Annotated in this window: 11 protein-coding genes; 7 read left to right on the forward strand and 4 right to left on the reverse strand. The window is 59.3% G+C overall.

Annotated elements, in window-relative coordinates:
• Positions 1 to 3: 3 nt before the first annotated feature.
• The gene (locus AC6CH8_RS11145) at positions 4 to 1,767 is read left to right on the forward strand and encodes an acetyl/propionyl/methylcrotonyl-CoA carboxylase subunit alpha (protein ID WP_498190523.1); all 1,764 of its coding nucleotides are present in this window, start codon (positions 4 to 6) and stop codon (positions 1,765 to 1,767) included.
• Positions 1,768 to 1,769: 2 nt separating this feature from the next.
• Here the strand turns inward: AC6CH8_RS11145 and AC6CH8_RS11150 are convergent, their stop codons facing one another.
• Positions 1,770 to 3,023: a D-arabinono-1,4-lactone oxidase gene (locus AC6CH8_RS11150; protein ID WP_498190525.1), complete on the reverse strand. Its 1,254-nt coding sequence runs from the start codon at positions 3,021 to 3,023 to the stop codon at positions 1,770 to 1,772.
• Between the two features lie 128 nt (positions 3,024 to 3,151).
• Here AC6CH8_RS11150 and AC6CH8_RS11155 point away from each other — a divergent pair, with 128 nt between their 5' ends.
• Complete coding sequence (locus tag AC6CH8_RS11155) at positions 3,152 to 4,156, forward strand: LacI family DNA-binding transcriptional regulator (RefSeq protein ID WP_498190527.1); 1,005 nt, start codon at positions 3,152 to 3,154, stop codon at positions 4,154 to 4,156.
• Here AC6CH8_RS11155 and AC6CH8_RS11160 read toward each other — a convergent pair whose 3' ends face one another.
• The 3 genes from AC6CH8_RS11160 to AC6CH8_RS11170 form a co-directional block, all read right to left on the reverse strand.
• Complete coding sequence (locus AC6CH8_RS11160) at positions 4,157 to 5,152, reverse strand: bile acid:sodium symporter family protein (protein ID WP_498190528.1); 996 nt, start codon at positions 5,150 to 5,152, stop codon at positions 4,157 to 4,159.
• 150 nt (positions 5,153 to 5,302) lie between these two features.
• Positions 5,303 to 6,799, reverse strand: coding sequence for a SulP family inorganic anion transporter (locus AC6CH8_RS11165; RefSeq protein ID WP_498190530.1), 1,497 nt, complete (start codon positions 6,797 to 6,799; stop codon positions 5,303 to 5,305).
• Positions 6,800 to 6,822: 23 nt separating this feature from the next.
• Positions 6,823 to 7,929: a GTP pyrophosphokinase gene (locus AC6CH8_RS11170; protein ID WP_091464366.1), complete on the reverse strand. Its 1,107-nt coding sequence runs from the start codon at positions 7,927 to 7,929 to the stop codon at positions 6,823 to 6,825.
• Positions 7,930 to 8,095: 166 nt separating this feature from the next.
• On the opposite strand from AC6CH8_RS11170, the gene AC6CH8_RS11175 reads away from it, so the two are divergent.
• From AC6CH8_RS11175 to AC6CH8_RS11195, 5 genes are all read left to right on the forward strand, one after another.
• A complete protein-coding gene (locus AC6CH8_RS11175) occupies positions 8,096 to 10,807 on the forward strand; it encodes a Z1 domain-containing protein (RefSeq protein WP_498190532.1) in 2,712 nt (903 codons plus the stop codon).
• A complete protein-coding gene (locus AC6CH8_RS11180) occupies positions 10,804 to 11,796 on the forward strand; it encodes a PD-(D/E)XK motif protein (RefSeq protein ID WP_498190534.1) in 993 nt (330 codons plus the stop codon). The genes AC6CH8_RS11175 and AC6CH8_RS11180 overlap by 4 nt, the downstream gene beginning before the upstream one ends.
• Positions 11,797 to 12,134: 338 nt before the next feature.
• Positions 12,135 to 13,622, forward strand: coding sequence for a hypothetical protein (locus AC6CH8_RS11185; protein ID WP_498190536.1), 1,488 nt, complete (start codon positions 12,135 to 12,137; stop codon positions 13,620 to 13,622).
• Positions 13,609 to 14,490 (forward strand): hypothetical protein, encoded by an 882-nt coding sequence (locus AC6CH8_RS11190; RefSeq protein ID WP_498190538.1) that lies wholly within the window; start codon positions 13,609 to 13,611, stop codon positions 14,488 to 14,490. The genes AC6CH8_RS11185 and AC6CH8_RS11190 overlap by 14 nt, the downstream gene beginning before the upstream one ends.
• A gap of 2 nt (positions 14,491 to 14,492) precedes the next feature.
• Positions 14,493 to 14,905 (forward strand): DUF6339 family protein (locus AC6CH8_RS11195; RefSeq protein WP_498190539.1); only part of this gene is annotated, 413 nt, incomplete at its 3' end.

Below are 14,905 nucleotides of genomic sequence, written 5' to 3' on the forward strand. Positions count from 1 at the left end.
TTGATGCGCAAGGTCCTGATCGCGAACCGCGGCGAAATCGCTGTCCGCGTCGCCCGAGCCTGTGACGACGCCGGCATCCTCTCAGTCGCCGTTTACGCAGACATCGATGCCGATGCCATGCACGTTGGTGCTGCCGACGAAGCCTTCAGCCTGGGCGGAAATTCGCCGGCTGACACCTATTTGAACATCGCGAAGCTGCTTGCCGTTGCCGCGGAGTCCGGCGCAGACGCCGTCCACCCCGGGTACGGTTTCCTTTCCGAGAACGCGGACTTTGCACAAGCAGTGCTCGACGCCGGACTTGAGTGGATCGGTCCCTCACCGGAATCGATCCGCCAGTTGGGTAACAAGATCACGGCCCGCGAAATCGCTGTCCGCGCAGGTGCTCCGTTGGTTGCCGGCAGCGACGGACCAGTGTCCTCGGCTGCGGAAGCCCGGGCCTTCGCGGAGGAACATGGACTTCCACTTGCCATCAAGGCTGCTTTCGGCGGCGGCGGCCGTGGTTTGAAGGTGGTTCGGGAGCTCGCCGAAGTGGAAGAGGCCTTCGATTCTGCAGTCCGGGAAGCAGTGGCTGCCTTTGGTCGTGGCGAGTGCTTCGTGGAGCAGTACCTTGACCGGCCTCGGCATGTGGAAGCTCAGATCATCGCGGACAAGCTCGGCAACGTTGTTGTGGTCGGCACCCGCGACTGCTCCCTCCAACGTCGCCACCAGAAGCTCGTGGAAGAGGCTCCCGCACCCTTCCTCAGTGACACGCAACGCCAGCAAATTTACGACGGTGCGAAAGCAATCGTGCGTGAAGCCGGCTATTACGGTGCCGGAACCGTGGAGTTCCTGGTCTCCGCTGACGGAGCCGTGGCCTTCCTTGAGGTCAACACCCGCCTTCAGGTCGAGCACCCCATCACTGAGGAAACTGCAGGGATCGACCTCGTCCAAGAGCAGTTCCGAATTGCTGCAGGCTTGCCACTGAGCATTACGGAAGATCCCGTCGCCCGAGGACACTCCTTCGAGTTCCGCATCAATGCCGAGGACGTGGGCCGCGGCTTCCTGCCCTCCCCGGGGACAGTGGAACTCTTTGAGGTGCCAACAGGCCCGGGAATCCGCGTAGACACCGGAGTTCGTTCGGGCTCGTTTGTCGCGCCGCAATTCGATTCTTTGTTGGCCAAGCTGATCGTCACTGGCGCTGACCGGCAGCAGGCCCTTCGCCGCTCGCGGCGTGCCCTGGCCGAAATCAATATCAGGGGGCTCGCGACGGTCCTGCCGTTCCACCGCGCGGTCCTCGAGTCCGAAGATTTCACCTCCGTTGCCGGAATGCGGGTTCACACCCGGTGGATCGAGACGGACTTCGCAGACCAGATCCCTGTGGACCCCGAATACAACGTGGTCGCCCCGGAAGGGGAGCGACGCACCATCACCGTTGACGTGGACGGCAAGCGGCTCGCCGTGGGACTTCCCGCGGACCTCCTGGACGGCTGGGCGCGTTCGGGGCAGGGCATTCCTGCTTTTACGACTCCGACCGATGCGCCGGGTTCCGGCTCAGGCACCGGCGACTCTCCCGCAGAATCCGCCCTCGTCTCCAGCATGGCCGGGACCGTAGTGAAGTGGCTGGTGGAACCCGGCACTGACGTAGCAGCCGGGGATCCTTTGGTGGTACTGGAGGCCATGAAGATGGAGACCCAGGTCTCGGCACACCGTTCAGGCACTCTCACCGAGGTGTTGTCAGAGCCCGGCGGTGTTGTCACTGCCGGCGCCGTGCTGGCTCACATCGAGTAGCGCTAGGCGTGCGTCGCCGCGGAGATTCCCAGCACGCTGTCCAGCAGCTCATTGCGGAACTTCCCATTTGGGTCATTGGCCTGAACCAAAGCTCGGAAATCCTCGAACCGCGGATAGAGAAAAGCGAAGTCGTACTGACTGGGCGTGAACAGTTTGCCCCAGTGCGGGCGCGCACCGAACGGACGGAGGGCCTCCTCGAGCTCCGGGAGCACCGCTTCTACCTCGGCCTGCAGCGGCTTCCACGTGAAGTGGAGTGCCACGCTTTGCTGCTGGTAGAAGGGGCTAATCCAGAACTCATCAGCGGCCACGGTGCGGATTTCGGAGACGAACAGGAGAGGTGCGAGCTTGTCGGCCAGTCCCCGGACAGCCTGCAGCGCGGCCGGCGCCTGTTCCAGCGGCAAGAGGAACTCGCTTTGCAGCTCCTCGCCGTTGCTGGGCGTGAATTCGTGGCGGAAGTGCGGCAAACGGTCAAGCCACTTGCCGGCCACATCCAGCTGCTCGGTGCAGTTCTCCGCGGACATGTCCGGCAAGGGATGCATGGCAGCCGTTGCAGCGGTTGCCCCAAAAAGGTCAGGCAGCGGAGCTTCCGTGTCCAGTGCCTTGAGCCAAACCTGGGGAATGGTGTCGCCGGTGTAATCGGTGAAGAAGCTGACACTGTAAGCACTCGAAGCGATGGCCTGGAAGTTCGCCAGTGCGCCCTCCCAGGACAAGTTGGTGAGCACGCGCTGTCGTACCTCATAGCTCGGCCGGACAGCGAGCTCCAGCCCTGTGACAATGCCAAGTGCGCCCATTCCCACCACGCTGGCGAGAAATTCGTCGTCGTCCGCCGTGAGGGTGACCAGCTCGCCGGAGGCGCGCACCAGGTCAACACTAACGACGGCGGCAGCCAGGGACGGGTTGTTGACTCCACTGCCGTGCGTGCCGGTTTGGATGGCACCCGCGACGGAGATGTGTGGGAGGGAGGCGAGGTTGTGGATGGCGTAGCCCTGTTCCTCAAGCGCGCGGCCGAGGGCTCCGTAGCTGATGCCACCGCTGACTTTGACGGTGCCCTTCGCGGCGTCCAACACAACTTCCTGGGGGAGGGCATCGAGCAGGAGGTGGGTACCGTCGGTGTCGGCCACCGTGTTGAAGGAGTGCCGGGAACCCAGGGCCTTGATCCGTGTCGCCTGGGCTACAAGCTCGCGCAGCTGGTCCACAGTGGTGGGCCGCTGGACGTCCGCAGACGAATACTCAAGATTTCCTGCCCAGTTCTTCATTGAATGATCTCCCACTTGTATTTGTAGACTCCCGCAATTGTTAACGTTCACAACTAATTGCGTCAAGGGGAGTCCACCGCGGTTGCGGATAGAGTTCAAGAAATCCGCTGTCTACCAGGAGTCGCAACGTGAGTAAGGGATCCAAACCCACCATCCGGGATGTTGCGATGGCGGCGGACGTATCACTGACCACTGTCTCCTATGTGCTTTCCGGCCGTCATGGCGGCACCACCCGGATCAGCCAGCCCACGCAGGACCGGGTTCTGGCAGCGGTCAAGGAACTGGGTTACGTGCCCAATCAAGCCGCGCGGGGAATGCGACGCGGCAAAACGGACGTGGTTGCCGTGGCAATCGGAAACCTTGAATGGCCTTGGGATCGCGCACTCGCCACTGCCGCTGCCGACATCCTGCCGCAGCACGGTTATCAACCGGTGATCCTGCTGGGCGACGACTGGCGGAAGTTCATGATGTCCGGGGGCGCCGACGGCGTCATCATTGGCTACTTCCCTGAAGCAAGGTCCGAGGACGAAGCAGTCACTGAATTGGCCCGCCGCGGCGTTGCCCAAGTAGTCATCTCAGGCACCATGAAGCCTGCTGGGTTCGATGTCCTTGCCCCCGAGACCGATTCCGGGCTCGCGGACTGCATGGAATTCCTCACGGCGTCGCACCGCAGAATTGCCTGCATCCGGAGAGCTGACCCGGCTGGGCGACCCAAGAGCCGCTTTGCCGCCTACGCAGCCGGGCTGGAGAAGGCGGGCATTCCCTTGGACGCGTCCTTGGTCAGGACCTCACATCACCGCCCGGCCACTGCCTATCAGTCCGCCCTGGAATTGCTCCAACTCCCGGACCGACCCACGGCCATCCTCTGCACCGACGACATGGAAGCGCTGCAGACGATCCGTGCCGCCTACCGCCTTGGCCTCCGCGTTCCCGAGGACGTCCAGATCGTCGGCGTCGGGAATTCCACCGAGGGCCAGGACTACGATCCGCCGCTGACTACCGTAGGGCCGGACCCGATCTTCGAGCAGGTTGTCCGGATGTTGCTGGACCGGTTGGCGGGAACCACACCGGCCGAGGGCATCCGGGTTGCGTCACCGTGGAAGTTGCACCGCCGCGGCACGACGGAGGGCTAGCTAGTCCTTCAGGGGACGCCGTGCCAGCCAAGCGGCCACGATCGCACCCGAGATGTTGTGCCACAGCGAGAACACGGCCGACGGCAGCGCTGCCAGGGGGCTGAAGTGTGCGGTGGCCAACGTCGCGGCCAGGCCGGAGTTTTGCATTCCCACCTCGAACGCCAAGGCGCGGCGTGCTTTGTCGTCCAGACGGCCGAGCTTGCCTGCCAAGTACCCGAGGCCCAGTCCGAAACCGTTGTGGAGGACTACCGCCAGGAACACGATCGCGCCTGCGGCAACGATCTTGCTGGCGCTACCGGCCACGACGATCGCCACGATCAGTGAAATCACGACGGCGGACGCCCACGGAAGTGCCGGGAGTACCTTTGCGACGAGCTTCGAAAGAAAGAGCCGGGCCACAAGCCCCGCGATCACCGGCAGCAGGACAGTCTTCACGATGTCCAACACCATGGCGCCGGCATCGATGTGCAGGAAGGACCCGGCCAGGAAGAGAGTCAGCGCTGGGGTCACGATCGGCGCGATCAATGTGGAGACCGAGGCAACAGCTACAGACAGAGCAACGTCGCCCTTGGCCAGGAATGCCATGACGTTCGAAGCGGTGCCGGAGGGCGCGCAGCCGACCAGAATCAGGCCAACGGCCAGCTCGGGAGGCAACTGCAGGAGCACGGCAATGAGCCATCCAGCGCCGGGCATGATCACATAATGCGCCACGATGCCGAGGGCCACAGCCCACGGACGCCGGGCCACCGAAGCGAAGTCCGGCGGGGTCAGCGTGAGGCCCATACAGAACATAATGACGCCAAGCAGGTAGGGAACCGCGACGCCCATCGGTTTGAAGAGGTCCGGGATGAGGAACCCCAGGATGCCTGCAACCACCACCAACAGCGGGAACACTGTGACCGCGATACGCGCAATCTTGGCTTCAGCTGCAAGCGCTGCATTGACGGGCGCAGTGGGTTCTTGGGTTTTCGCTGGTGAATTGGTTGCCTCAAGCATTCATCCATGCTCACACCCGCACGGTGGCCGCCACTAATTCTTTACTTGCAGGGGAGCGTATATGTCAGATGACCGCTGTTTGTACCCAAGTAGGTCGCAGTTAAGGCCGTTTTGAGCGCTCAAAACGGCCTTAACTGCGACCTACTTGGGTTAGGAGTTGAGCTTGCCGGCTAGCCGTTCGCGCATACGAATACTGGCCTCGTTGAGTCCTATGAACTCCACCTCACGGCCGTGATTCCGGTACTTCTCGGTCACGGAATCCAGCACTGCCACCGTGGAGGCATCCCAGATGTGCGAGCCATGCAGATCGATGATCACTCGATCTATGCTTTCTGAGGAATCTTTCGCGTAATCGAACTGGGTGTACAGGTCATTCGATGAAGCAAAGAACAGTTCACCGTCCACTGTGTACGTCGCGACAACTTCGCCGTTGAGCTCGAGTTCCGTCCGCTCCACAGTTGCGAAGTGGGCCACCCGGCGAGCAAACAGCACCATGGCGGTCAAGACGCCGACGCCGACGCCCACCGCGAGGTTGTGCGTCGCCACCACGGCGGCAACAGTGATGAGCATGACCGCGGTCTCGGACTTCGGCAGGCGCTTGAGCGTTGAGATGCGGACTGAGTGCCAGTCGAAGGTGATCAGCGATACGAAGATCATCACGGCCACGAGAGCGGCCATGGGGATCTGGCCCACAACATCGCCCAGGACCACCACCAGCACCAGCAGGAACACGCCGGCCAGGAACGTGGAGAGCCGGCTGCGAGCCCCTGAGCCCTTGACGTTGATCATGGTTTGGCCGATTACTGCGCAACCACCCAGACCACCAAGGAAGCCCGTGACAATGTTCGCGGCACCCTGGCCCCAGGAAACGCGCGTCTTGTTGGAACGTGTGTCCGTGATGTCGTCCACCAGCTTGGCTGTCATCAGCGACTCGAGCAGGCCCACCAGCGCCATGGACAGGGCGAAGGGCGCAATGATCTGGAACGTCTCCAGGTTCAGGGGAACGTTCGGCAGGAAGAATCCGGGCAGGCTGTCGGGGAGTTCTCCCTTGTCGCTGACTGTCGGAACATCGATATTTCCGAGCACGGTAACCAGGGTGATGGCCACGATTGCCACCAACGGTGCAGGAATGGCCGTGGTGATGCGGGGCAGCCCGAACACGATCACCAAGCCCACAATGACAATCGGATAGACCATCCACGGCACGTTGAAGAGCTCGGGCATCTGGGACATAAATACCAGGATGGCCAAGGCGTTCACGAAGCCGATCATGACGGACCTCGGGATGAAACGCATCAGCTTGGTGACGCCCAGGACTGCCAGGACGATCTGGAAAACACCCGCCAGGATGATCGTGGCAATCAGATAATCCAGCCCGTGTTCTTTCATCACCGGTGCGATTACCAAGGCCACGGCACCGGTGGCCGCGGAAATCATGGCCGGCCGCCCGCCCACAATGGCAGTGACCACGCCCATGGTGAAGGACGCGAAGAGGCCGATGCGCGGATCCACCCCGGCGATCACCGAGAACGCGATCGCCTCGGGGATCAAAGCCAAAGCCACCACGAGTCCCGCAAGGGATTCGGTCAGCAGGCGGCGGGGCGAGCGGAAGGTCGCCCGTAGTGACATGAGTTGCTCGGGAGTCATGGGTCCTTACAGGTGCAGTTGTCCTAGGGCGCAGTCTGTCGGTAGCGCTCAATCTGCTTAAGGCGCCGCTGGAGGCTGTCGCGCCGCGGGTGCGGGACGACGTCGGGCGCCTCAGCGGTGAGATCAATGTGTTCGGTTCCGTACTGCCACAGCAGGAGGTCATCCAAGAGGCGGTCCGGACCGGGGGAGTAGCGGTGGTCCAAGGCCTTGCGGACCTCGGTGATGCGGTTGGCGCTCAGCAGACCCGCAAGCTCCACGGTCTTGGTGAGTCCGTGGGCGGCGAGCAGTTCGGCAGCCCATCCCCAGTCGTCATCAACTTTACGGTCAACGTGCGGCAGAAGCGTACGCCAGACGTCCCGGACACGGTTGGGTGTCAACGGCATGCCGCCATCGCCCTCGAGATCCCAGTAGCCGCGGACTTCCTCGTAGCGTTCGTGAAGATCGGCGAAGGCGCTCTCCACGGTTTCCAACATGGCCGCGGTGGCCGTGAACTGGCGGTCGAAATGCGGCGTCCAGGCCCGCGGGTCTTCCGCCTTAAAACGAATATCGTGCTCGATCTCGCTCCAGGCGTGCGCAAACACGGTACGAATCTGGCACTCGAAGAAATAGCTGCCATTGGCAGGCATCTCCGGGTTGAAGACGTGCTGGTATTCCTTCACGGCCTCGTTCTGGATGGTGCGCAGAATGAGGTGCCGGCTGGAATATCCATAGGTTCCTGACTCAATGGAACCAATGTCCTTCTCGCGGTCGCCACGGCAGTCGAAGAGTTGCCGCTGGCGCTTGATGATGTTGGCCACCGCTGCGTTTTCCGCGGGTAGCTTGGTGATGACGCGGATGCCCACCATGTCGTTCAAGGTGCGGAACGGGTCCGGAAACTTGAGCACACGCGGCCCACCCGGCTCCAAGGGATCATCCGTACGGGAAATCTTTTCGCGGAACGACTCGACCGTTTTGGTCCGTCCCGTGACAAACAAAGGGGTGACCTCTGCGTCGTTCAACATGTCACGCAAAGTGAGCAGCACATCGCGCGTGACCCGCTTCAGGGCGGGGCGAACACGCTCATAGAGCGCCACATTCGCATCCACTGCGTCGCGCTGAGCCTGGTCCAGGCTGTCCCAATTGCTTGCCATGCCCCCAGCTTACGGGGCGGGTCCGACACTCAACTGAGCCACCCGCCGTCGGGGTGCCTCTAGCCATTCAGACACGCCTCCGAGGTCATGGAAAGCGCGACGGACAAGAATTGTCGTGGGATGAAGCTAGCATCTGAAATAGGTGTTTATTTGAGATTGGCCATGAATGGCATGGAACATGGGGGCAGTGATGGCGGACAACGGCTTTTCCGACGCGGAAGTCGCGAAAATGGCGGACACAATTGCCGGCCTGGTGGCTGGTGGTTTCACCTTGGAGGGTGCGCAGAACGCGCTGAGCTATGCACCGGACGAACTGGTGTTTCAAGCCCGCTCGCTCTATGAAAAGAAGAAGGGACTGATAGCCGAGATATCGGATCCTGGAGCGCTTGTCGAGGCGGAAGCCAGGACGGGGTTTTGGTACTCCGGACCGCGCGATGAGGATAAGATCTGGCCGACTCTTAAGACCATCCTCGACGGCGAGCTGCCGGAATCAGCGGTTGAAGGCATCGATCGAGCATCGTCAAGAGTCATAGGGCTGAGTAAACCCCCCGGACAATCGCCCATCGAATCGCGCGGCTTGGTCCTTGGGTATGTTCAAAGCGGTAAGACCACGAACTTCATGTCGGTAATCGCTAAGGCGGCCGATGTGGGGTACCGGCTGATCGTTGTCTTGACCGGGACGACGGAAAACTTGCGCACACAAACGCAGGAACGGATCGACGACTATCTCATAAAGCCGTGTGGTCCAACCTGGCATCCTCTAACGACTGCCGTCCACGACTTCTGCGAAACTACCGGCTCGGATGCTGTGCTCGGAGCTGCAGGCATGCGCTCGATTGCGGTGGTAAAGAAGAATCCTGCCAGACTGAGGCGTCTCCGTGATTGGATCCGCACCGCTTCGGATGCAACACGTGCTGGTTGTCCAATCCTTGTAATCGACGATGAGGCCGATCAAGCATCCATCGATGTGGGGACCAAGCGTCAGTCGACAATAAACAAATTGATTCGCGAGATTTTGGACAACCCAAAGGCTGCTTACATCGCCTACACGGCGACGCCGTTCGCGAACTTTCTCATTGACCCAAACTTTGAGAAGGACCTCTATCCCAAGGACTTCATAGTCGATCTGCCCAAGCCCGAAAACTACTTCGGCGCAGAGAGGATTTTCGGCAGCCCAGAGCCTCCTGCAGATGGTCAGGAGCCGGACGACGGACTGGACGTCGTGCGCTCGATCCCGGAACTTGAAGTTGACGTCGTTCGGCCTCCTAAGGGCCGTGATGCGCTCGAAGCTTGGGCCCCGGACGTACCTGATTCCATGCGGACGGCAATCATGTGGTTCCTTTTGGCTACGACAGCCAGGCGTGTCCGCAGTGGCAAGGTTTCGCACTCTTCAATGCTGATCCACACGTCCATGCTGGCCGCAGCCCACATGCGTACCGCTGAAGCTGTTGAAGACTGCTTGGACGACCTTCGGAGTGCGATGGCAAATGAATCAAGCTCGGCCTTCACCGAGTTTCGAGGACTCTGGGAATCGGAAACCGGTATAGTCCCAGCAAGCATGTTTGGTCACGATCCTGTCCTGTTTGCAGATATTCAGGATGAGCTCCTTACTACCGCCAGGGCCACGACCATTGTCGTGGACAACTACCTCTCTGAGGACAGGTTGTACTACGCCAAGGACAAACCTCAAACGGTAATCGTCGTCGGCGGGAACACCCTGTCCCGCGGACTGACCTTGGAGGGACTCACTTCAAGCTACTTCGTAAGAGCCTCATCTGCTTATGACACTTTGCTCCAGATGGGTCGTTGGTTTGGCTACAGAGTGGGATACGAAGACTTTATTCGCATTTGGATGTCGTCTGAACTTCAGAGCTGGTTCCTCATGCTGGCCTTGGTGGAATCCGAGATCCGGGAGGAGATCAGTGTTTATGAGAAGGAGGGAAAGACACCTCGTGAGCTTCCGGTGCGTATTCGAACGCACCCACAGATGTCTGTGACGGCTGCGGCGAAGATGCGGCAAGCCGTAAGCGCCTCCGTAAGTTACTCGGGAAGCCGTGTACAGACGATTTTGTTCAAAGAAGATGATGAGACATGGTTGCGCAAGAACATTGATGCGACCAAAGCTCTGGTTTCCAACGCAATGCATGATGAGCTAGAAGTCCAATCCTTTGGCAATGGGTATCGCGGCTTCACCGGCGTATCTGCCGATCACGTATTGAAGTTCCTGGACGACTACCAACTTCACGAAGACGCCCGCTCCATCGATCAAAAGGCAGTTCGGAAGTACGTCGAACGGGAACGACGCAGCGGTGCGTTGGAGCGATGGAACGTTGTTTTGATGGAGCCTCGTAACGGGAAGGACGAGGAACTCGACCTGGGGTTGGGGACGACGATCAAAATGATGCGTCGCAAGAAGATGTATCTTCCCGGCAGTAATGGAACGGCAAACCTTAAGGCAGTGGCTTCCACGCCGGATCGTGTCTCCGACTTGGAAGTTGAAATCGATACCATTCGGAAGTCCTTAGGTCTGGGACCCGGAGACCGTATCACCGACGCCCAACTCCTGCAGGTACGAGAGATGAGGGGCCTTCAAAAAACGGGGCTGTTGTGCATTTACCCGATCGCCAAGCTATCCAATCCCGAACTGGCTCAAGCCGAACACCAGACCAATCCTGGGCGTCGCACGCCCCTCACAGCGGCAGACCATGTCATCGCGATAAGTCTCATGTTTCCGCGCTCGCAGAATCCCCAATCAGCTGTCGACTATGTCTCAGCAAGAGTCGACACAGATTACTTGGAGGACGCCGAGCGGGAGTTCGACGAAGCAGACAAGATGGATGAGGCCAGGGCCAAAGTCGAGGAAGTTTCGCAAGTATGAAAGAGACTTCAACTTCGGTTTTCCAGTTTCTTACACACGAGCTGGCTGGAAAAGGTAAGTTTCGTGTCCGTAACTCAGGTGTTCAATGCGCGGACGGAGTTGTCTTCCACGCAGTCGACTCCCTCGGTGGGCTGACCTTACTTGTACCACTCAGCACCTCCGAGGTCGGATATGTGGACTGGAATTCCAAGGCGTTATCACTGGAATTCAAGCCGCTTGAATTTAATGATCACATCAGCCCATTTATGATTCTGCGGTGCACTGACGACAAGCTGAACGGCCAGTTTTCCCTCTTGACCGACGAGATCCTTGACGCAATTGAGCTTCAGCCGGACGGTGCCTTGAAGGCGACACTCTCGACTTTGGACAGATGGCGACGACTTTTTGAAACAGAATCGCCAGGGATCCTCGGACCCGCTCAGCTGGCAGGTCTTCTTGCGGAGCTCTTGGTGTTAGAGAGACTGGTCCGTGCCCATGGCCCCAAAGCCCTCACAACATGGCAGGGCCCAAGTGGCAACCGTCATGACTTCGTATTGGCTGGTTGCTCAATCGAGGTGAAGGCCACTACAAACCACAACAACATGGTTGTCACCATCCACGGCGGCAAACAGCTGTTAGCCCCCAAGGATGCCAAACTTTTCGTTCATGCCTTCCAGATGGAACCGAGCCCAGAGGGGATTTCAGTACCGGACAAGATTCGGGATTTGATTGCCCTCGGTGTTGGCCGTTTGGATCTTCTTGCCAAGTTGGAAGGAGCCAAATACAGCGACACTCACTCGAAGCTTTATGGTTCGCTGCGCTTCTCCCCTCTTATGGACAAGGCATTCATTGTGGGCGCAACGTTTCCTCGCATAACGGCAGAAACAGTTTGCCCTCCCGAAGTGTTGGAGAAGCTGTCGAACCTTAGCTACGCAGTTGATTTGGGCCAACTCGAAAGCTACCCCCTTGACGTAGCCCGGTTGCAGTTTCATTCCGTCGGAGGGATGTAATGCTGTCATTATTTCGGCAACCATATGGGGCTGACGGCGGGGTGGACGCGCGGTCCGCAGAGAACGCGATCGGACGTACCTCCCTGGATCTGTGGGATTTGGTGCTTCGAGAGTCCCTGCAGAACAGCTGGGACGCGAGGAGGGACGTAAATGGGCCTATCTCGTATGCAGTCGATGAGTACAACATGACTGTCGAACAGACAGATGTGCTTACCAATGAGGTTTTCGCTGAGTTACCACCGCACTGCCAATGCACCGACCTCAGCCGATATGTTTTCGACCGGCGCCTGCGAGTAATGGTTATTTCAGATTCCGGAACGAAGGGCCTAGGAGGCCCAGTGCGTGGGCACTTGGCGGGTTCGGGCGAACGTCGCGACTTCGTTGACTTTGTACGCAATCTCGGCAGATCGACAGCCAAGGGACTTCAAGGCGGTACATACGGGCTCGGGAAGGGAGTCCTGTACAAAGCCAGCAAGGTCGGCATCTGTCTCATATATTCACAGACACTCCACGAGGGTGCGATCCAGCCGCGCATTATTGGAGTCTCTGGTGGGGATGGAGACTATGACGACGGTGGACTGCGCTATACGGGGAGGAACTGGTGGGGTGTACCCGGCGACGATGCAATCGTTGACCCTCTCGTCGGCGAAGCAGCTCGTGACCTGGCCCTTCGCTTGGGTATGCCCGTGCCGGGGTCCGACAACACGGGAACCAGCATCATGATCCTTGCCCCGGAAAACGAGGGCTATGAGGCTGGGGTGGACCGAATCCAAGCTATGGCCTCCGCTGCCCTAAAGTGGGCATGGCCGCATGCAGTCGACACAGGCCAAGGTGCGAACATTCTGTTCTCCTTTTCTGCGGATGGAACAGAACTTCCGGCACCAGACCCACTTGAATCCAAGGAGTATCGGGAGTTTGCACTGGCCTACCTTGAAGGTAGGAAACGAATTCTTAACCCGGAATATGCCACGGACTGGCAGACAACGTTCACGCGCATTGAAAGCAAGCGCCCTCACAAGTTTTTGGGTCTGCTTGTCCACAGAATAAGTGGCTCGCCTGAGTCCACTCCGTCTGAGCTTGAAAATACTGTGGCGCTACTCCGCGCACCTCGGATGGTCGTGAAATACATGCCAGTGGCGGCTCAGCCAAAAGGCATACCCACTTATGGGGTTTTCATCGCAGCTCATGACATGGATCAGACGTTCGCCAAATCCGAGCCGGTCACGCATGACGACTGGGTCTACCAGCGGGCTTCGGTGTCGAAGAACTCAGCCAACCCCGTGAAAATTGCGTTGGACCGCATACGCGATACGTTCAAGTCGTTGGCCGTCGACGGTGTCCGGGCGTCAGGAGGGGTGGCTTCGAAGGGCGCCTCCAAAGTATCGGCGTCCTTAGGGAGTTTGCTTTCCGGCTTCTCGGGTAACGGGGCAGAGCAACAGCCAGAGAGAGAAAGCCGGCCAGGTAGCAGCAGGCAGCGGAAGGCGCGGGTCAAGCAGATCGCGGAGCCGGATTTGCTCTACATGGACCAAGGCATAGCCGTCCGGTATTCATTCAGTGTTGTTGGAGGCCGCGACGGGGACCTTGTCGATCTCAACGTCACTGCCCACGTTGTCACCGAATCGGGGGCTAATGAAGGAGCCGTTCCGGCGGACGCGCAGACCCCCGAGTTCCTCGGCTGGGAATCGGATGGATGGCTAAATACGGACCCGTCTTTGAGGGTCTCGGTGCCCACTGATCGTGTTTTCGTGGCTGTGTTCAGCCAGCCGCAGGACACGGCTATGCGAGCCTCTGCACAATTGAACGAGGTGGAGTATGCAGGCAGTTAGCTACGGTCACCTTACCCTGCCCGTTGACGCGGCGCCGCAACTTTCGTGGACCGTTCATATCGGCGATGGTGTGCTGGAGGCGGGCGAAGACGTTGCCGAAGGATGGACTTACTACGACGACGTGCACGTGACTTGCTCGTATGAGATAGACCTCGTGGATGCATTGTCTCGACTCCAGCTTCCGGAGGATGCTCCCCTGGGGGCGGTAATAATTGCTCGGTGCACAGGCACACCCATTGTTCAGACGTCGAGCGTTCAAAGAGTCAAATCCGGTTCTCAGCAACTAAGCGTCACTCTTCCTGCCGACCAACTGGCGGGAACTCTGAGTCTGGAGTTTCAAATATCTTCCGCCGAGACCTTGGCCTCTGTATCCAGCGCCATTTCTCCACACAAGCTTGGACACACAGTCCTTCGATTGAACCGGCGTGTGGTCCTCGAAGGATCGGCGCCTCGTCTCCCGATGCTGCCTGTTCGTTTTTCCGATTACGACCTTCAGAACAGCCGCGAAGCTCTGTGGTGGCTAAAGCTCATGACTAAGGACTTGCAAGCATCTGCCGCCTCAGCTATTTGGCTTTGGATGAACGTCGAGAATCCGTCTGTCCAAGCAGTGTTAGACGATCCAGACTCACCCGAATCCGAAGTTTGGTTGCAGTTCCTAAAGATTGACTTTGCTCGGCAGTTGCTCCGGGAAGCTCTGGATCACGACGAGTTGACTTTATCGGAGGACTACCCCGATGCCTCCTTGGGACACGCCCTCTCGGGCGTGGTCCGCCTTCTTGGGGAAACAGTGGAATACGTTCGGAGTCGGTACAACGACGATCCCGGAAGAGTCGAAGCCCAACTGCAGGCCAAGGTTGGAGGCGTCTAGAAATGTCCGAGAGCACACAACTCTGCTACCCACGCATGTCTGTAGCCGATGCGTCCTTGCGATGGGATCTACTAAAGTCCCAACCCCTCCATGTCATCGCGACTGAGGTCGATTTCTTCGGCGCCAGCGGTGAGTTCTACCCCCTGGCTCGCCGTCGCGCGTCCCCGGATGACCTTTCCGCGCTGAGGGCAAAGATCGTAAACGTCGCATCAGAGTTCGGCTATCCCTCTGTAGTCCGAGGGCGCCGTCTCACCGAGTTCGATCGAGCTGTGGGACCCGTGGTTCATCAACAAATGGAGATAATGCCAGTAGATGCCTCGAGCAACGACGTATGGAACTACATCAACGCAATTCTCGTACCAGACATTGTCTTGTGGAGGTATGGAAAATTCGATGCCGTCTCGGGAAAATGGAC

This window comes from Paenarthrobacter sp. GQ52, from assembly GCF_059759005.1.

What these genes read in the sequence shown, in the direction of transcription:
- AC6CH8_RS11145 (WP_498190523.1), top strand. Translation starts at nt 4, where the DNA reads ATGCGCAAGGTCCTGATCGCGAACCGCGGCGAAATCGCTGTCCGCGTC.
- AC6CH8_RS11150 (WP_498190525.1), bottom strand. Translation starts at nt 3,023, where the DNA reads ATGAAGAACTGGGCAGGAAATCTTGAGTATTCGTCTGCGGACGTCCAG.
- AC6CH8_RS11160 (WP_498190528.1), bottom strand. Translation starts at nt 5,152, where the DNA reads ATGCTTGAGGCAACCAATTCACCAGCGAAAACCCAAGAACCCACTGCG.
- AC6CH8_RS11165 (WP_498190530.1), bottom strand. Translation starts at nt 6,799, where the DNA reads ATGACTCCCGAGCAACTCATGTCACTACGGGCGACCTTCCGCTCGCCC.
- AC6CH8_RS11170 (WP_091464366.1), bottom strand. Translation starts at nt 7,929, where the DNA reads ATGGCAAGCAATTGGGACAGCCTGGACCAGGCTCAGCGCGACGCAGTG.
- AC6CH8_RS11175 (WP_498190532.1), top strand. Translation starts at nt 8,096, where the DNA reads ATGGCATGGAACATGGGGGCAGTGATGGCGGACAACGGCTTTTCCGAC.
- AC6CH8_RS11180 (WP_498190534.1), top strand. Translation starts at nt 10,804, where the DNA reads ATGAAAGAGACTTCAACTTCGGTTTTCCAGTTTCTTACACACGAGCTG.
- AC6CH8_RS11190 (WP_498190538.1), top strand. Translation starts at nt 13,609, where the DNA reads ATGCAGGCAGTTAGCTACGGTCACCTTACCCTGCCCGTTGACGCGGCG.